This is a genomic window from Yersinia entomophaga, from assembly GCF_001656035.1.
GTDB classification, from domain to species: Bacteria; Pseudomonadota; Gammaproteobacteria; order Enterobacterales; family Enterobacteriaceae; genus Yersinia; species Yersinia entomophaga.
Genome location: NZ_CP010029.1, coordinates 3,535,720 through 3,553,407, shown reverse-complemented (window position 1 = coordinate 3,553,407; position 17,688 = coordinate 3,535,720). Strand labels below are relative to the sequence as shown.

Sequence of the window (17,688 nt, the reverse complement as noted above, 5' to 3'; positions counted from 1 at the left end):
TATCAGCCAGACTTTGTGAAAGCGCCGTGGTTAACCTCACGCGCGAGGGATTATTTCAGCGTGACTGGCTGCGCCGTGGCATTGCCCTTGGCACCGCTGAAAGCTTTACCATCAATGGCGTCGACCATTCTCAATCCTTTCGGACGAATCCAGCGCTGAACGCGCGATGGCATATCAAAACCAATGAGCAGAATCACCACGAAAGTCAGGCTGAAGGATAGAGATCCCAGCGCAGTTCCCAGACTCAAGTGTTGAGCAATAGACGCGCCCAGAATCGGTGCCAGTGCACCGCCGAGCGCCCCCACGTTATAAGTAAAGCCTAAACCGGCTGCGCGTTGCTCGGTATCGAAATAGCCGCCCAATAATTTCGGTAACAGTCCCGCAATGCCCTGCCCCAGCATTTGCTGTAAAAACAGCACCGCGCCAAGCAGCATAATATTCCCGCCACCCATGGCAAACAGCGGGATAATCAGCAATTGGGAAACGAGTAAACTGGCTACATAGGCTTTACGCGTCCCCAGCCAATCGCCCAGAAAACCGCCGACGCAGCAACCAACCGCCGCGCCAAAGCCACTAAAGAACAACACATTACCTACAGTATGTGGATCATAACCCAGCTCCAATTTCAGGTAAGTTGGCAACAGCGCCTGAATCGGCCAGGAATAGAGGAAGGCGCAGAACACCACCACCATCAGCATCACGCCCGTCGGCCAGCGATCGCCACTGGTTTGCACCATAAAGTAGATAAATATTGCCGCGCATAAAATTCCCAGAGCCACCACAACGGGTGCCGAAACCATACCAGTGAAGCAGAAATATAGCGCTGCGGCGGCAAACACCGTCAGAATAATGTTCAGGTAACTGAGGTTACTGCGGTACAAGATATCCACCATATTTAGCGATTTAGCGGGTTTCTGTTTAGCCGATTGATTCTGCGCCTTTTCCCAATCCTCGGCCTCTGGCAGGTTTTTTCGTAGCCACAAAGCGAAAATAATCGGCAACAACCCAATATAAAACAGCATCCGCCAGCCAAAAGCAGGAACGATATAGCTATAGGCCTGAGCGGCTAATACGGCGCCAATGGAGAAACCGGAAATCAGGAAGCCGCTGGCTTTATTCCGCATGTGTTTCGGCCAGCTTTCCATGACATAAGTCGAGCTGGAGCCATATTCTCCCGCCATACCAATACCGATAATCAGTCGGGCAATAAATAAGGTGGTATAACCCGGAGCCAGACCACATGCCAGCGTACCAAAGGAAAAGAGGACGATGCTGGTAATCATGGCTAATTTACGACCATAACGATCGCCCATAGCACCCAGCACTAATCCGCCAAACCAACGGGAAATAAATGCCGCAGAGATTAAACTGGTGGCCTGAATAAGGGATAAACCAAACTCTTGCTTTATATCGGTCAGCACCAGCGTGATCAGTACGAAGTCAAAGCCATCCAGGGCATAACCGATCCATGCGGCAATAAATGCCTTCCATTGAGCAGGCGTCAGCTGTTTATACCAGCGCTGCTGTATTGAAGTATTCATATTAAGGCGTTCTCCCCCGTCATTGATAAGCCTCTGACGGAAATCTATTATCCCGGCCACGCGTTTAACAATCAGCATCTCATTGTTTTAACGCATATTTAAAGCAGCTAATTGCGCTGATAGCTACGCTTATGTTTTTTGCAGTTAAACCCCGAAATAAAACACAAAAAGGAGTAAAACTCCAATTGAGTGTATAAGATCACTCTCTCTTTTCAATCACAATGTGTAGAAAACGTGACAAAGATGGCGAAATGTTTGTATTACCGGGAAGAACCAAATAAGCCACCGTAGATATAACGTAGAGATGGCTTATTCACGGGAGAAGTGCGTTTTGCAAAGGAGATTATATTTTTTTGCAGCTTATCCGTTCTGGCTAACGGCGAGAGTGGTTTTACGCTTCGTACTCTCCGCCTGCTCAGGATCAGCTTTCACCAATAAGGCATAAATCAGATCCAACACAAATAACTGGGCAATTTTGGTGCCGATAGAGTCACCTTGTAATTGCCCCTGACGGTTGCCATTGATTAATACATAATCGGCCAGTTCGGTAATGCGCGACCCCATATTATGAGTTAAGGCAACGGTTGTCGCTCCGGCCTGTTTTGCCAGCCGCAATGCCTCTACGGTCTCTGTAGAAGTACCTGAATGGCTAATACCAATAGCGACATCACCGGCTTTCATTAATGAAGCCTGCATATACATAAAATGATTATTGGTTGCGGCATCGACTCGCAGGCCGATACGCATTAATTTTGCCTTGGCGTCTTCGGCAGTAATACCGGAAGACCCTACGCCAAAAATACAGATTCTGTCTGCCGGACGCAGCAAGCTAACCACTTTTTCAACACATTCCAGCGACAGCAAATTCAGGGTTTCTGATAACACATTATTAATTGCCACCTGCAATTTACTACCAATAGTCAGGGTATTATCGCTATCCTGAACATCCGCGTCTAACAGGCTATTTTCATTATTTGACGCATTGCTGGTTGCAACTTCGATGGCCAAATCCATTTTGAAATCATGGAATCCCTTATAGCCCAGCGTGCGGCAGAAACGAATAATGGTGGCTTCGCCGGTTTGAGTTAATGAGGATAATTCAGCAATAGAAACCTGAGTCACTTTAGCCGGCTCCGTCAGAATATAGGCCGCAATACGCTGAGCAGAACGAGTCAGGCTATTTTGCATCGCCCCCAAGGCATCAAGAATTTTTCCAGGCTGGAAACGTGGAGTACCCGTTTTCATCACAAACACCTCAGGGTGAGTTTAAATTTGGTGGGCATGATTACATAGTTGGCAGGCTTCGTGAAGACAAATGAGGCCGGAGAGCGGCGGTAGAAACAATAAAAAACCCCGGGGGGCCGGGGAAAATGTCAAAGATAACTAAGGTTCTTATTATAGGGAAATCAGGATAATAGAGTGTCGTCCAGCAGGCGGCAATGCACCTTCACCACCAGTTTTTTAATCGTACCAGAACCGATAATTTGACAGCCCGGCTTATGAGGCTCACCCGGTAGGAATACCGCAAACATACCGGGGAGCATACGTAATTGGCTTTTATCCGGAATTTCGGCAATAAGCTGATAATCATCCTCAGCCTGATAAGGCTCCAGATGTTCTGATGGCGTTTGGGTTGAATATTCAATCCCTTCCACACCGCGAATGAGCAGCTGTACATCGGCATAGACAAGATGCATTTCTGCTTTTTTACTTTCCGCTGGCTGAGTGTCAAATTCCATCACATTCATAAAAATATCCTCGCCGTTAATATCATGACGACCGCAGGACAATTCGTTAACCGGTATTTCCGACAAATACGCCAGTATCATTTGAATACTTTCCGGATAGCCGCCAAAAAATTCGGGCTGATTTAAGTTACCGTGAATCATTTTTATGCCTTATATCCCAACGGATAATCTTAATTATTCGTCACTAGGTTGCACTATTGATTACAGCGTGGCTGTGGCCCACAGCGCTGCACCCGATAAACCGCTATCTTGGCGGTAATGAGCCGCCTGCAAAGGCGCACGATAGATGGCCGGTAACGTTTTCTGCGCCAGCCTCACTCTATCGAGATAGCCTTCGGCTAACCCCACGCTACCGCCGATCACCACCATTTCCAGATCCAGAGCCATGGTCATATCCGCCACCATTTGGGCAATGGCTGCCGCTGAATCGTCAATAATCTGTTCTGCCTGCCGCTGGCCATTTTTTGCCATGCGAAATACCTCAACGGCAGTGACCGGCTCAGCCCAGGCAGCAGTGGCTGCGCCAATGGCCGTACCGGACGCAACGCTTTCTACGCAGCCGCGTCGACCACAGCCGCACATCGGCCCGTGAGGATCGGCCAAGGTGTGACCAATATGGCCGGCCAATCCTTGATTACCGGTATGTAACTTATTATTCAGGACAATACCGCCACCCACGCCGGTTGAAACCGTCACGAACATCATATTATTCACGGCAATAGACAAAGTCTGATATTCCGCCCACGCCGCGGCCTGACCATCGTTTAGCAGCACACAAGGCACATTCGCGATGCCTTCAATACAAGCTTGCAGTGGAAAATGAGCTAAGCCACCGAGGTTGGCAGGATTTAGCGCCGTGAGATAACCATTACTAACAATCCCCGTTGAAGCCACACCAACAAAATCAACATGTTGTCGATGGGGTTCAATCAATTGTTCCAGCGTTCTTTGCAACCGTTCTGCGTCTCCTCGCGGAGTGGCAATTTGCTGCCGTTGACTCAGTTCGCCTTTGTGATTCACTCGCGCGGCGGCGATTTTAGTGCCACCAATATCCAGTACCAAGCCCTGCTTCATACCGCTGCCTCTCTGTGCCTCAGCCTCTACGCCCACCGATCACACTCCGAAAAATAAAATAAAATGGAGTTTTACTTCGAATGAAACTATCTCAACTCACTCTAATAGGCAAACAGAAAATGCGGCCAAAGGAAAAGGGACTGGCACCCTTTCCTACGGGTTCACATTTTGCTCGTTCAGTCGTTGCGCCCGTCGAATAAAAGATCTAACATGATGGAGTAAAACTTCATTTAAGATAAAATACCGGAGTTAAAAACCGTGAGCAATCCAATCCACCTCCGCCATCAGCTCCAGAACGGATTAATCGTTTCATGCCAACCGGTTCCCAACGGCGCCATGGATCGCCCCGAAATGATTGCCGCCATGGCGCAAGCCGCGCTGGACGGCGGTGCCGTAGGCCTGCGTATTGAAGGTGCCGCCAACGTGAAAGCGGTGCGTGAAGTGACCGATGCGCCCATTATTGGCATTGTTAAGCGAGATCTGCCGGGCTGCGCAGTCAGAATAACCCCATGGCTGGAAGATGTGGATGCATTGGTTGCCGCCGGAGCCGACATTATCGCTTTTGATGTAACCCACCGAGAGCGCCCCGTTTCGGTGGAAATGCTGTTTGAACGAATTAAAGCTTCTGGTCGTTTATCCATGGCCGACGCTTCTGACTATACCGACGGTATCAGCGCTCACCGCTTGGGCGTCGATTTTATCGGCACCACGTTATCCGGCTATACCTCGAAAAATACGCCGTCTGAGCCGGATTTAGCGCTGGTAAACCAACTGGCTCAGGTCGGTTGCCGGGTGATAGCCGAAGGTCGCTATAATTCACCGGCGCTCGCCGCCGCCGCGATTAAGGCGGGAGCCTATGCCGTTACCGTCGGCTCCGCCATCACCCGCATTGAACATATCTGCGGCTGGTTCACCGATGCCATCAAGCAGCGTTAGTCTTCCTGACGTGCTTAATTTTAACGGCGGAGTTATCCTCCATAAACAAACTCCCCCCCTGCTATCTCTTCGAGTTTAAGGATAAGTATGAAAAAGTTAACCGGCCTTATCGCTGCACCGCACACTCCGTTTGATGAGCACGGTGAAGTCAATTACCCGGTCATTGACCAGATTGCAGAGCATCTGATTAATGATGGCGTAAAAGGTGTTTACGTTTGCGGCACCACGGGAGAAGGTATTCATTGCTCCGTTGAAGAACGTAAAAAAATTGCCGAGCGCTGGGTTGCTGCCGCACAGGGACAATTGAGCATTACGCTGCACACAGGCGCTCTCAGTATTAAAGATGCGGTGGATTTGTCTCGCCATGCGGAAGAACTGGATATTTTCGCGACCTCAGCCATTGGCCCCTGTTTCTTCAAGCCAGGTAATCTGGATGATTTAATTGCCTATTGTCAGACAATTGCAGCGGCGGCTCCGTCAAAAGGCTTTTACTATTATCATTCCGGGATGTCTGGCGTGAATTTGGATATGGAACAGTTCTTAATTAAAGCCGAGTCTAAAATTCCTAACCTGTCCGGCATTAAATTCAATAATGCTGATCTGTATGAATTCCAACGCTGCCTACGGGTTAGCGGTGGCAAGTTTGATATTCCGTTTGGCGTGGATGAACATCTGCCGGGCGGATTGGCTGTTGGCGCTATTGGTGCCGTTGGCAGCACTTATAATTACGCGGCTCCACTGTTCCATAAAATCATTGCGGACTTCAACGCTGGTAACCATGCTGCGGTGCAAAGAAGTATGGATCAGGTCATTGCGCTAATTCGTGTACTAGTAGAGTTGGGTGGCGTAGCCGCAGGTAAAGCTGCGATGCAATTACACGGTATTGATGCTGGTAATCCGCGGTTGCCGTTACGTGCTCTAACTAAAGAACAAAAACAAACTGTGCTGAACAGAATGCGTGACGCAGTGGCGCTGTAATCTTCCCAAGAAATATGTAGACCACTGCCATTGAGCTATAAAAAAAGCCGGTGCTAAATAGCAATCCGGCTTTTTTATACGTTTTTTTGCAGAAAATACTATAACTATAGCGACAGCAGTTTAGTCAGCGACGGCGCGAAATAATAGCTGCCGGTAACGGCCTTACTAAAACGCAGCAACTGGTCGTGCTTGCCATCCAGATCGCCGAACATGCTTAGCAATTGCTGTTCGATATTGTGTAAACGTGCGCAATAAGCGATGAAATACAGACCGTGTTTCCCACTGGCAGTACCATAAGGCAGGCTCTGACGCAGAATTTTCAGCCCCTTACCGTTTTCTTTTAAATCAACCCGGCTAACGTGCGAGGTATCAGGACGCTGATCCGGTGGCAGTTCCTGGCTATCCGACTTGGTGCGGCCAATGATTTGCTCTTGTTTTTCCTGCGGTTGGCGCTGCCAGGTGCTCAGGTTGTGCTCATAGCGCTGAACCAAAACGTAGCTACCGCCAGCGTCTTCCTCACCTTCGGCAATGACCGCGACTTCAGGCCGGTTATCACCCTGCGGGTTTTCAGTACCGTCAATAAAGCCGGTAAGGTCTCGTTCATCCACCCAACGGAAACCATGGGTTTCCTCTTCAATAGCAATAGTTTTACCGAATGCGGCCAGTGCAGCCTGAGCCAGAGAGAAGTTCACATCATGGCGCAGAGACTGAATGTGGATCAGCATGTCACGCTGGGTCGCCGGTGCCAAACCTCGTCCCAACGGCACAAAAGGCTTCAGTTCAGCAGCGCCCTGCCCGCCGGAGAGGTCATGCCATACGTCAGAACCGAAGGCAATAACCGCGCCTAAATGTGCATCAGGGTATTGTTGTTGTAACTCCACCAACGATTGGCAGAATATTTTAGAACCGCTACGGATGTCATCCAGTTCACCCTGAATTTTTGCTTCCAAAAAAATAGCAAAACGGCAATGTTCCAACAAAATACCGCTCTGAACCTGAGACATGATTTCTTCCTCAATAAAAACTGGGAGTTGGGGTTCTTCCCCCAACTTTATATTCTGTTCGACATCATACGCGACGCCTTAATTATTACATTGCGTCAGCGCAAAATAAAACAGGAATAGCCCCAATGCTAGCAGGCGGCTACCACCGTGATTTTTCCCCAGAAATAATAAAGGCTCCGACAGAGGAGCCTTTACGACGTTAAAATAATCCCATTACGGCTAAGATTAATGAGCCTGAGCACGCCAGATTATTTTACTCACTTTCCAGTTTTTCAGTGCGTCGTTTGATGGCATTAATCCTTCCGGACCATGCCAAATGCCGGTAAACAGGTAACTAACATGTTTACTTTCTGGAGCCACGCACTCTACGCTTTCGGCATCATCACCGGTAGCTTTCTGGCAGGCACCATAAGCCTGCTCAAAGATATCGCTAAATGGTGTATCCAGTTTTACGCCCCACTGGCTGGAAATATTTTTGTCCATAACGTCAATGCGTTCGACAGTGCCTTTAGGCTGGCCTGAAATAATCAGTTTAACCTGAGCGTCCTTCATCGCCTGATAAAAAGAAATTAATCTATCGCCATTGCCAGCCATGCCGCTGCGTAAGCGGTAATCGCCGTTCAGACCTTCGTTAATCGCATCCTGATTCATCGCCGTGGCGGCAGTAATACTCCCTACGCCTTCCTCGGTCACCCGCAGGCTACTACCAAACCAATTCGTGGGAGACAGGCTCGACCAAGAAAAATTTGAGAGCGCAGAACACCCCGTCAGCAATATTGGCAACCCAAGCAATAACGGGCGTAAATTCATGGTATAGCTCCTTAAAATTAACTGACAAAAACGGTGATACCGATAATCACTTGCTTTCGGCCCACAGACAAAGCCCGTTTCAGTAGAACAGCGCTCAATGATTCACTGGTTGGAGTTCAGTTTGCTAAAAAAGTGCCGTAGTCACAGCCCCTCGGTATGACAGTCGCACCAAAGAAGCTCATATTTTCGTAATCCCGCCATATTAATCGGCCACTTATCTTCACAGATGCTCTTCATTTTGCAGCCATCGGATTATTGCCAACCTATATTCCTAAACTATAATGACCGCTCAGGTCGCGATATTTAAGCATTTTTTGCGGTCTGGTTATTATCGGCGACTCAAAGGACGAGATTTCCCCGGCTATCGGACATAATCATTTATTGATTGAAGGAGCGATAACGTGAAGAAGTTCATCACAGCAGCAACATTTCTGGCTTTATGTAGCACTCCGGCATTAGCACAAACCACCACTACTCCAACTACCGGTGGCTTTGAGGGCCCGTCAACAACCCAAACTCAGCCCGCAACCCAAGGCGGTTTCCAAGGCCCAAGCGCGGCAATCACAACCGTAGATAAAGTCAAATCCATGCGTGACGACACTCGCGTCACTTTACAAGGTTATATCGAAGAGCGTTTGAGCCACGATAACTACACTTTCCGCGACAATACCGGCACGATCACCGTAGATATTGACGCCAAACGTTGGAAAGGCCAGACCATCACGCCGAAAGATAAAGTACAAATCGAAGGAAAGGTGGATAAAGACTGGAATTCAGTAGAAGTTGATGTGAGAAATATTACCAAATTGCCATAATTGAACGCCCTATCCCTCAGATCAATTCAGCGGGATAGGGTATTTTTAAGCTTCCGACTTACTCACCGCTAATACTCTTGATCGACGATCAGCCGTTTGCCAAGGCTAATACTGTCCTGAATCTCATAATCCAACTTTTCATACATACCCAGCACCGCATCATTATCGTCGCGGACCATGATATTTATTTTTGGGCAGCCGCGGGCAATGAGCTTTTTCTCAAGGCGACTGATCAGCGCATTGGCAATGCCGCGGCCACGGAAGTCCGGATGAACGCCAAGGTAATATGCGGAACCTCGATGGCCGTCATAACCCCCCATCACCGAGCCCACGACAGCGCCATTCACTTCTGCCACTAGGAATAAATCCGGATCGTGGTTCAGTTTGCGCTCAATATCCATCTCTGGGTCGTTCCACGGCCGTAATAAATCACAGCGCTCCCACAGAGTTATTACCTCTTCAAAATCATCTTGTCGAAATACGCGAATTTCCATCAGTGTTCGCCGCTGTTAATTAAAGTTGATGTTCTGATTATCGCGGGATTATCTACACGCGCAATAATAAATTGATACGGATACACATAGTTAAGAGAGTTGGCTCAGGCTGACGCACCTATTATCCGAGGTCGATACCGACGATAATAACGGATTCAGGCAGAATTTTCGTAGTAGGCAACGATATTCGGTTTCCTTAGCAGTCATAAACCGAACCCACACTGACGGTACAACTATAGGCTGGAATCAGGGTATACTTAGCGGCCTAAAACACTCCCAAGCCAGTGAATATAATCCTGATGAATACACCAGACATAAACATTATCAAAACCTTTCTCTTATCACTACAGGATGACATTTGCGCCAAACTCGCGCAGGCAGACGGTCAGGCCAGTTTTACCGAACAACAGTGGGAACGAGAGGAAGGTGGTGGCGGACGCAGCCGGGTAATGGTTAATGGCACAGTATTCGAACAGGCCGGCGTGAATTTCTCTCATGTGTCTGGTGCCACCTTACCCGCCTCCGCTACCGCGCACCGCCCAGAGTTGGCGGGCCGTAGCTTTCAGGCGCTAGGTGTTTCGCTGGTCATTCATCCCCTCAATCCTTACATCCCAACCAGTCATGCCAACGTTCGCTTCTTTATTGCCGAAAAACCCGGTGAACAGCCAGTTTGGTGGTTCGGCGGCGGTTTCGATTTAACCCCCTACTACGGCTTTGAAGAAGACGCGGTGCATTGGCATCAAACGGCTAAAGCGTTATGCCAGCCTTTTGGGGAAGATCTGTACGGCAAGTATAAAAAATGGTGCGACGACTATTTCTATATCAAACATCGGAACGAAGCTCGTGGCATCGGCGGGCTGTTCTTTGATGACTTGAACACTCCAGATTTTTCGACCTGTTTTGCCTTTACTCAGGCCGTTGGCAAAGGTTTTACCGATGCTTACCTGCCGATTGTCGAACGTCGTAAAACCCTGCCTTGGGGTGAGCGTGAGCGTCAGTTCCAACTTTATCGTCGTGGTCGTTACGTCGAATTCAATCTGGTGTGGGATCGTGGCACGCTGTTTGGGCTGCAAACCGGCGGACGGACTGAATCTATTTTAATGTCGCTGCCGCCTTTGGTGCGTTGGGAATATAATTATCAACCGGAGCCTGATAGCCCGGAAGCCGTGCTTTACCGCGATTTTCTGCCGGTCAGAGAATGGGCAAATGAAACAAACGGAGAAACCTGCTGATGCAAATTTGGGTCGATGCAGATGCCTGTCCGAACGTTATCAAAGAAGTACTCTTCCGCGCGGCAGATCGCGTTGGCATGATGGTAACTTTGGTCGCAAATCAGCCGTTGAAAACACCGCCGTCAAAATTTATCCGTACCCTACAGGTTGCATCAGGATTTGACGTAGCTGATAACGAAATCGTACAACGAGTTGAAATTGGTGATTTAGTGATTACCGCCGATATTCCGTTAGCCGCAGAGGTCATTGAAAAAGGGGGAATAGCCTTAAATCCACGCGGTGAGCGTTATACGCCGGATACTATTCGTGAACGGCTAAATATGCGCGATTTTATGGATACCATGCGCGCCAGCGGTATTCAAACCGGCGGGCCTAATACTTTAAATCAACGGGATCGCCAGCAGTTTGCCAATGAACTGGATAAGTGGCTACAGCAGGCAAAGAAAAAAAACGGCTAGGCGTTTGAATAATCGCCCTGCGCTCGGTGCCAACCGCAGGGCTAATTATGTTAGAAGCGTATCTCGCCGCCAAACAAATAGGTTCTTCCTCTGGCAGTATTATTTGGGTTTTCTTCCCGTTGCTGCATCGGCATCGCGTTCAGTTTATTTAGCGAATCCGAATAGCTTTTGTTCATCAAATTCTGCACCGAAACTTTCAGCATCACATTTTTATTTAATTGATAATTGCTGTAAATATCCACAATGGTTGGAATATTCGACATTTCTTCTTTCATCAATCTTCCGTCATATTCGTCGTAATCTAACGCGGGGCTCATCCTGCGGGTCTTGCCGGTATATTTAACAATGGTGCCAACCGTTAATTTTTCATCCAAGAAGCGCAGTCCGGTATCCAGCGTCAAGAATTTATCCGGCATTTCAGCGTTGTCGCCTGCGCCGAAAACACCGCTGGCGATAGACGTCGGCTGGTCGGTATTCTCTTTGCTGAAGGACAGACGACTAAATAAGAATCCGGCGTCATAATTAGCTTCCAGCTCAAAACCGTGAGTTCTGACCGGCGTGAGTGAGTTGGTGTAGATGTAAAGATTAAAGTTACCGTCGGTTGTACTCCAATCCTCGCTAGTCATTTGATCCAACGTACAAACGCGGCCCGTCCCACACAGCATATAAGATTGGCTGGAAATATAGTTTTTAATCTTGCTGCGATAGTAAACCGCTTTAAAACGCAGCGAGTCATCTTTAAATATCAGCCCCTGGCTGGCGGAGTTAAAACCTAGCTGATAAGTTTCTGCCTCTTCACCTTTCAGGAATGGGTTCATCGAAGCCCCTCCCTCATTGGAATAAAACACTTCCTGCACGTTTGGCGCACGCATTGATTGGGTATAGCTGACAAAAGGCTGGAACCAATTCACAATATCCGCCGACAGCAGCACGCTCGGATTAAAGCCATGTTCACTTAAATTAATGTTCGCGCTGCCCTGCGGGAAACAGCGGATGCGATCGTCGCAGGCGGGTTTGAAACCTTTAAGCTTAGCTTCAGTGTAATTGAGATCAAAATTAGCCTGATAAATACCGCGATTTATTTGCAGTCCGGTATACAGACTAGAGATATCCTGTCTGCCGCCCGGTGCGAACACGTTGTTCTCCAGTATTTCTCCTGCTGTTTTATTATCCGGCTCAGTAGTTTCAATATGCTTGTAATACTCAGTATTCATCAATTTACCGCCGATTTTGACGGCAAAATCCGTATCAGCGTAGCTGAATTTGCTGACATTATTAATATCAATCGCGTCTGAGCTGTTTTTAGCACTTGAGTTGGTAAATTTGTTCAATGCGTCGGAGTCATATTTTTGATTCCCGCGGCTGACGCTGGCCAATACGCTCAAATCAATCAGCTCGGAGAACGGTGTATAGTTGTATTTAATATAAAAGTCATCGCTGTTAATGTGGCGGCGGCTGATTTTATTGTTATAAGCTCGGCCAGATAGCTCGATGTCATTAAACTCATTCGGTTTGATATTCAGCTTAATTAACTGAGACTGCGGATTTTGTTTAAAGGTTTCGTCACTACCAAATTCCTGACTCATCACCCCATCGCCATTTTTATAACTGGCGTCAATACTGCTGCCGCTCACTGCTAACATCGCGCCAATACTGCCGGTATCGGTAAAAGCATCTGTTTTACCCGCAATAGCAATCATTCCGCTGCGACCAATACCGTTATTACCCAACGAGAATTTGCTTCTGATGCCAAAGGGATTACCAGAGAAAATAACGTCATCCACGCCGATAGTTCGGAAATTGGCGCTACCAGCTAGCGCATTCACGCCGTCAGCGCCGATGGCATTGCCTCTAACCACATCAACGCCCACGATAAAGTTAGGGTCGATAAGTGCACCGAATTGGGTGGTCGGGGACTGTCCATGGTTATAGGGGTTAGGCGCACTGCCATAAAAGCTCTGCGTTACACCATCCACCATCGTATTCACCCGACCAAAGCCGGTCATACCACGGATATTCACACTAACGGTTCCCTGACCGGGATCCATTTGCGTTGAGGTGCCCGGCATGCTTCTAATCACCGAATCTATTGATTGCAGGTCTTTGCTTTCTCCGCGAGAACTGAATGCGCCTGGCTTTTCCAACGCACTGTTTTCAGGCGATGTTTTTGCTCCTGACACCGTTAACGGGCTGAATACCATTCTTTCCTTGGTATTGGCCGATTCAGTTTCAGCCTGAGTTATTGCTGACAATCCGATAAAAACCAATCCGGCTCCCATTATTTTTACCACTAGATTAACTCTCATAAATCCCTCAAGAAATTAATTTAAAATTCCGTATTAAAAACTTGCTCGTGTTATAGCGTTCAAATAGCCGTGCAGCATTCATACCCAATATGAATACTCTGGATTTTATTCTTATTATTTTCTTACTTGTTTACCCCACATTTTTATGTGGAATTATTTTACTTTTTCGTCCATTGCTAAAATAAAGGCGTATTCCTGGGCACTATTTTTCAACCTACTGAGACGACCAGATTTACCACCGTGCCCGGCACTCATATCCGTGGTTAATAAAATAATATTATCTCCCCGATTAAACTCTCGTAATTTAGCCACCCATTTGGCTGGCTCCCAATATTGCACCTGCGAATCATGTAATCCGCTAGTGACTAATAAATTAGGATAATTTTTAGGAGAGATATTGTCGTAAGGGCTATAGGCTCGCATGACCTTATAATCAGATAACTTTTCAGGATTCCCCCATTCCCCGTATTCATTGGTGGTTAACGGTATCGAGGAATCTGACATAGTCGTCACAACATCAACAAAAGGCACCTGCGCCACTACTGCGTTAAATAAAGTGGGTTCCTGATTAATGACCGCCCCAACCAGCAGCCCCCCGGCGCTACCGCCCATGGCATACAACCGCTCCGGCTGGCCAAAGCCTTGCTGTACCAAACCTTGAGTAACATCGATGAAGTCATTGAAACTGTTTTCTTTTTTCGCCAGTTTACCTTGTTTATACCACCCTTGCCCCAGCTCCCCGCCGCCGCGCACATGAATCAAAGTAAAGATAAAACCGCGATCCAATAAACTCAGCCGGTTCGCGCTAAACGAAGGGTCCATACTCATGCCGTAGGCCCCATAGGCGTAAGCCAGTAGTGGATTATGGCCTTTTTTAAATAATGATTTACGGTAAACCAGCGACGCCGGAACCAACACCCCATCGCGGGCCGTAACCCAGATACGCTGGCTTTGGTACTCATCGCGATTAAAGTTTTTTACTTCCTGTTGTTTCAGCAGAGTTTTCTCTCCGCTAATCATATCCCATTGATAAGTTGAGGTCGGCGTGGTCATTGAGGAATAGCGATAGCGCAGAACGTGGCTATCTGGCTCCGGGTTATAGGCCAGCCACGCCATATAAGTCGGGTCTTCTAAGGTCAACGGCTGCTGTTGCTGACTCTGCCAATTGATTTTACGAATATGAGTTAAGCCCTGCTCCCGTTCAGCGACCACCAGCCAATCGCGGAATAACACAAAATTCTCTACGTCTTTAGAATCTTCCGGTGCAATCAGCGTTGTCCAAGAGGCTTCCCCGGATACAGTCTGATACAAGCCAAAATTAGGATGCTGATGATTAGAGCGAATATAAAATTGGTCGTTAAAATGATCGATGTAGTATTCACGTCCCGTTTGGCGGGCGGAGAAAACCGTTGGTGCCTGCTGTGGCTGATTGGCATCCAGTAACCGGGTTTCCGAAGTCGCGGTGCTGCTGATATTTATCAAAATATACTGGCGAGAAGTGCTGGGCGATAAACTGAGGTAATAGCTATCGTCATTCTCCTGGTAAACCAAGACATCATTTTCTGCTGGCGTACCGTATTGATGGCGAAAAACCTGATACGGCAATAAAGTTTGCGGATGATTACGTACGTAAAACAGAGTGTTATTATCGTTTGCCCACACCATATTGCCCGAAGTGTCATGAATCACCTCATCAGACCATTGTTTGTCGGCAATCTGTTTTAAATGGATGCTGTATTGCCGACGAGACAGCGTATCTTCCGCCACAGCCATACGCTGATTATCACGGCTGACGCTCAGCCCACCCAGCTTATAGTAATCATGCCCCTGCGCACGCTGATTGGCATCTAGCAACACTTCCCATTCAGCATCAGGCACTTCCCTCTGCCGTTGGTACTGCGCATACTCTTTACCCGGTTGATAGATTTCCTGGTAACGATATCCATTAAGACTATAAGGTACCGATTGATCCTGCTGATTTACTCGCTTCAGCATTTCTTGATATAGCGTATCTTGCAAGGTAGTGGTTGTTTTAAGTATAGATTCAGCGTAGCTATTTTCAGCCTTCAGATAATCAATAACCTTTTTATTCTTGCGGTCGTCATCTCGCAGCCAATAGTAATTATCGACGCGAGTTTCTGAATGTAGAGTTAATTGATGTGGATGTTTTTCCGCAATAGGTGGCGTTGGCTCAGCCATCTCAGCCGCACCTGCAAATAAGGAGAAACTGAATAAACCGAGATAAATAATCGAAGGTATTAAGCAATTACCCGCATTAATCTTAGGTGATATAAAATATCTCATAGTCCCTCTGATATAATTAAATACTGTCTATTTTATTTACTACAAATTCTGTAGCTAACCGGGTCATCAAAAGACAAATGACCTCACCTAGGGTTATTTAACAATTAGAATCAGTGATATTACTGTTGATTAATTAAACTAAAATCAATAGGAAGCGTGACGGTAAGTCTCCCCTGATACAATATTGATTCTGGCGGTATCGGCAGTGGCTGCGCTTTTTCCAGCATTCTCATCGCCTCACGATCGAGGGATTGTGTACCAGATGAGTTTATTTTTTTGCTGCTAAGAATATTGCCACGATAATCAAGAGTAAATTCAACCAAGACGGTTCCAGTTCGGTTACGTACCTGCGCTTCGGCAGGATAACGTTTAAAACGATTAAGATGCCCTCTTACCAAACTTTCCCAGGAAATTTTGGCTTCCACTTTTGCGTTGGCATCGCTATTTATCGGCGCGGCAACGCGTTCAGAAGGCTGACTTTGTGCCACTGGGGCAGCACTGCTGGCAGCAGACGCCAACGCAGTTGGGCTGGTAATAGCCTGAGGTTTCTCCGGCTTGGGCTGTTTTTGCCGCACTCTAGGCTCAGGCTTATTTTCAGCCACGATAATTTTGGCTTTTTCAACTCTGGCCAGCTTCGGTAACTCCGGCTGCTTCTCTACGCTTTTCTGGGGTTCAGAAGCCGCCGATGAGACTGTCTGCTGCTCACCGATTGGCAAAGGTTTCGGCGTAGCTGGCGCTTCAATGTGCGCCGACCATTGCATCATCACTGCGGGAGGCGGCAAAGGTAACGGAGGCAAGGTTTCAGCAACGCGAAAGATCAACCACGACACTGCGAGATGAGCAGCGATAGCCAGAACAAAACCTTGGCCAACTTTCGGCTTTGGTAAAGGTTGATCGTATAAATACAGTGAATGCATGGAATGATTAGAATGCAAATGATTATCAATTATATTTGACAATGATAATCATTTGTAAATGAAATTAACAGTCTCTTTTCAGATTCAGTGCAAATAAATGAATAATGCGACATAAAATGTCGCATTTGTTGCGCGGGGATAAGGAAAAATTCTTAACGTGGCGATGTTTTTTCGCTCGGCGACATTCTTAGCGCGGTAAAGTCTTTACCGGTACAGACCACAGATAATCTGCATTTTCTGGCCCTACGTTAGCGCCCTCTTCAGCCAGCATTAGCACCAACGGGTGTGAAGCCGCTTTAAGATCCTGCATATGCAAAGGCACCCCAATATTTTTCGCCGCATGATAACCGCCGGCAATTAATAGTGTTGGAGTGGGCGCGGCCAGCAAACGTTCAGCCATACGGCGGTCGCGCTGCTGCTGAATGGCCACCATTGAAGCTAATTGCGAAGCATCAATTTTATTATCGTGAGACGCACGAATTAGCTTTTCCAGCGCCGCGCGCACTTCTGGCGTGGTAGAAAATTTGCCCTCTAACGGCGGTTTTTCCTTATAGATCGCCATGATTTCATCTCGATCCAAATTCGCCGACCACACGGGATAAGGCGCACGCATCACCGTCATTGCCAGATCGCCGTACAGCGCCCAACTCCAGCCCGGCTGCCAAGCCAGCAGCTCCACAATTCGACTTTCCCTAACACGAGGCTCTTGCTGTAGCCAGGACTTAACCTTATCCACCTTGATCTGTTGGTTCGGATTCAACATTTCCAGCAATACACTGCCCTGTGGCCGTTTCTGTGCCAGATTTTCTATCAACCACCGCTCGATTTGATGGTGATAAAGATTATCGTGTTTCTCACCCACGATCACTTGAGGAGCACCCGCCAGCTCATCCACTAACTGGGAGGCCGTCAGGACTTTTCCGGTATGAAGATCGGTAATGGTTCCGAAGGCGGTAATATCGGATTTATCGCTCGGAATATTTTTAGGAGGCGTAGAAGTACAGCTAATCATTAAAAACATACTGAATAATAATAAGATTCTCATTAGCAGGCGTTATCCATTTAGCGGTT

At 47.6% G+C, this 17,688-nt stretch carries 16 protein-coding genes; 5 read left to right on the top strand and 11 right to left on the bottom strand.

The genetic code is table 11. The features are described 5' to 3' along the window. Positions 1-50: 50 nt before the first annotated feature. From PL78_RS15995 to PL78_RS15980, 4 genes are all read right to left on the bottom strand, one after another. Positions 51-1,541 carry an MFS transporter gene (locus tag PL78_RS15995; RefSeq protein ID WP_064517018.1) on the bottom strand — a complete coding sequence of 497 codons (1,491 nt, stop codon included), beginning with the start codon at positions 1,539-1,541 and terminating at the stop codon, positions 51-53. A 360-nt stretch (positions 1,542-1,901) separates the two neighbouring features. After that, positions 1,902-2,786 carry a MurR/RpiR family transcriptional regulator gene (locus tag PL78_RS15990; RefSeq protein WP_064517017.1) on the bottom strand — a complete coding sequence of 295 codons (885 nt, stop codon included), beginning with the start codon at positions 2,784-2,786 and terminating at the stop codon, positions 1,902-1,904. 161 nt (positions 2,787-2,947) lie between these two features. Continuing rightward, positions 2,948-3,430: an N-acetylneuraminate anomerase gene (gene nanQ / locus PL78_RS15985; RefSeq protein ID WP_064517015.1), complete on the bottom strand. Its 483-nt coding sequence runs from the start codon at positions 3,428-3,430 to the stop codon at positions 2,948-2,950. A 60-nt stretch (positions 3,431-3,490) separates the two neighbouring features. Next, on the bottom strand, positions 3,491-4,363 hold the full coding sequence (locus tag PL78_RS15980) for an N-acetylmannosamine kinase (RefSeq protein ID WP_064518494.1): 873 nt from the start codon (positions 4,361-4,363) through the stop codon (positions 3,491-3,493). A 303-nt stretch (positions 4,364-4,666) separates the two neighbouring features. Here PL78_RS15980 and PL78_RS15975 point away from each other — a divergent pair, with 303 nt between their 5' ends. Both PL78_RS15975 and PL78_RS15970 read left to right on the top strand, forming a co-directional pair. Then, entirely contained in the window at positions 4,667-5,299 is a 633-nt protein-coding gene (locus PL78_RS15975; protein WP_235601042.1) for an N-acetylmannosamine-6-phosphate 2-epimerase, read from the top strand. An 87-nt stretch (positions 5,300-5,386) separates the two neighbouring features. Further along, complete coding sequence (locus PL78_RS15970) at positions 5,387-6,277, top strand: dihydrodipicolinate synthase family protein (RefSeq protein ID WP_064517013.1); 891 nt, start codon at positions 5,387-5,389, stop codon at positions 6,275-6,277. A gap of 104 nt (positions 6,278-6,381) precedes the next feature. On the opposite strand, the gene PL78_RS15965 is transcribed toward PL78_RS15970, so the two are convergent. Next, on the bottom strand, positions 6,382-7,281 hold the full coding sequence (locus PL78_RS15965) for a Dyp-type peroxidase (protein WP_064517011.1): 900 nt from the start codon (positions 7,279-7,281) through the stop codon (positions 6,382-6,384). A 225-nt stretch (positions 7,282-7,506) separates the two neighbouring features. Next, positions 7,507-8,091, bottom strand: coding sequence for an RpoE-regulated lipoprotein (locus tag PL78_RS15960; protein ID WP_064517009.1), 585 nt, complete (start codon positions 8,089-8,091; stop codon positions 7,507-7,509). 401 nt (positions 8,092-8,492) lie between these two features. On the opposite strand from PL78_RS15960, the gene PL78_RS15955 reads away from it, so the two are divergent. Continuing rightward, the gene (locus PL78_RS15955) at positions 8,493-8,906 is read left to right on the top strand and encodes a YgiW/YdeI family stress tolerance OB fold protein (protein ID WP_064517007.1); all 414 of its coding nucleotides are present in this window, start codon (positions 8,493-8,495) and stop codon (positions 8,904-8,906) included. 68 nt (positions 8,907-8,974) lie between these two features. On the opposite strand, the gene PL78_RS15950 is transcribed toward PL78_RS15955, so the two are convergent. Further along, positions 8,975-9,400, bottom strand: coding sequence for a GNAT family acetyltransferase (locus tag PL78_RS15950; RefSeq protein WP_064517005.1), 426 nt, complete (start codon positions 9,398-9,400; stop codon positions 8,975-8,977). 299 nt (positions 9,401-9,699) lie between these two features. On the opposite strand from PL78_RS15950, the gene hemF reads away from it, so the two are divergent. Both hemF and PL78_RS15940 read left to right on the top strand, forming a co-directional pair. Beyond that, a complete protein-coding gene (gene hemF / locus PL78_RS15945) occupies positions 9,700-10,632 on the top strand; it encodes an oxygen-dependent coproporphyrinogen oxidase (protein WP_064517002.1) in 933 nt (310 codons plus the stop codon). Continuing rightward, positions 10,632-11,090 (top strand): YaiI/YqxD family protein, encoded by a 459-nt coding sequence (locus tag PL78_RS15940; RefSeq protein WP_064517000.1) that lies wholly within the window; start codon positions 10,632-10,634, stop codon positions 11,088-11,090. Before hemF ends, PL78_RS15940 begins: the two co-directional genes overlap by 1 nt. A 50-nt stretch (positions 11,091-11,140) precedes the next feature. Here PL78_RS15940 and PL78_RS15935 read toward each other — a convergent pair whose 3' ends face one another. The 4 genes from PL78_RS15935 to PL78_RS15920 all read right to left on the bottom strand — a co-directional run bounded on the left by PL78_RS15935 (position 11,141) and on the right by PL78_RS15920 (position 17,662). Continuing rightward, positions 11,141-13,396 carry a TonB-dependent receptor domain-containing protein gene (locus tag PL78_RS15935; RefSeq protein ID WP_064516998.1) on the bottom strand — a complete coding sequence of 752 codons (2,256 nt, stop codon included), beginning with the start codon at positions 13,394-13,396 and terminating at the stop codon, positions 11,141-11,143. A 153-nt stretch (positions 13,397-13,549) separates the two neighbouring features. Continuing rightward, positions 13,550-15,595, bottom strand: a complete 2,046-nt coding sequence (locus PL78_RS15930; protein ID WP_064516996.1) for a S9 family peptidase — start codon at positions 15,593-15,595, stop codon at positions 13,550-13,552. Positions 15,596-15,819: 224 nt separating this feature from the next. After that, complete coding sequence (locus PL78_RS15925; protein WP_235600983.1) at positions 15,820-16,659, bottom strand: energy transducer TonB; 840 nt, start codon at positions 16,657-16,659, stop codon at positions 15,820-15,822. A 145-nt stretch (positions 16,660-16,804) separates the two neighbouring features. Beyond that, the gene (locus PL78_RS15920) at positions 16,805-17,662 is read right to left on the bottom strand and encodes a ChaN family lipoprotein (protein WP_064516992.1); all 858 of its coding nucleotides are present in this window, start codon (positions 17,660-17,662) and stop codon (positions 16,805-16,807) included. Positions 17,663-17,688 lie beyond the last annotated feature (26 nt).

Excerpts from the sequence above, each read along its gene's own strand:
- PL78_RS15950 (WP_064517005.1), bottom strand. The coding sequence starts at position 9,400 with ATGGAAATTCGCGTATTTCGACAAGATGATTTTGAAGAGGTAATAACT.
- PL78_RS15965 (WP_064517011.1), bottom strand. The coding sequence starts at position 7,281 with ATGTCTCAGGTTCAGAGCGGTATTTTGTTGGAACATTGCCGTTTTGCT.
- PL78_RS15980 (WP_064518494.1), bottom strand. The coding sequence starts at position 4,363 with ATGAAGCAGGGCTTGGTACTGGATATTGGTGGCACTAAAATCGCCGCC.
- PL78_RS15995 (WP_064517018.1), bottom strand. The coding sequence starts at position 1,541 with ATGAATACTTCAATACAGCAGCGCTGGTATAAACAGCTGACGCCTGCT.
- hemF (WP_064517002.1), top strand. The coding sequence starts at position 9,700 with ATGAATACACCAGACATAAACATTATCAAAACCTTTCTCTTATCACTA.
- PL78_RS15920 (WP_064516992.1), bottom strand. The coding sequence starts at position 17,662 with ATGAGAATCTTATTATTATTCAGTATGTTTTTAATGATTAGCTGTACT.
- PL78_RS15935 (WP_064516998.1), bottom strand. The coding sequence starts at position 13,396 with ATGAGAGTTAATCTAGTGGTAAAAATAATGGGAGCCGGATTGGTTTTT.
- PL78_RS15960 (WP_064517009.1), bottom strand. The coding sequence starts at position 8,091 with ATGAATTTACGCCCGTTATTGCTTGGGTTGCCAATATTGCTGACGGGG.
- nanQ (WP_064517015.1), bottom strand. The coding sequence starts at position 3,430 with ATGATTCACGGTAACTTAAATCAGCCCGAATTTTTTGGCGGCTATCCG.
- PL78_RS15970 (WP_064517013.1), top strand. The coding sequence starts at position 5,387 with ATGAAAAAGTTAACCGGCCTTATCGCTGCACCGCACACTCCGTTTGAT.
- PL78_RS15990 (WP_064517017.1), bottom strand. The coding sequence starts at position 2,786 with ATGAAAACGGGTACTCCACGTTTCCAGCCTGGAAAAATTCTTGATGCC.
- PL78_RS15940 (WP_064517000.1), top strand. The coding sequence starts at position 10,632 with ATGCAAATTTGGGTCGATGCAGATGCCTGTCCGAACGTTATCAAAGAA.
- PL78_RS15930 (WP_064516996.1), bottom strand. The coding sequence starts at position 15,595 with ATGGCTGAGCCAACGCCACCTATTGCGGAAAAACATCCACATCAATTA.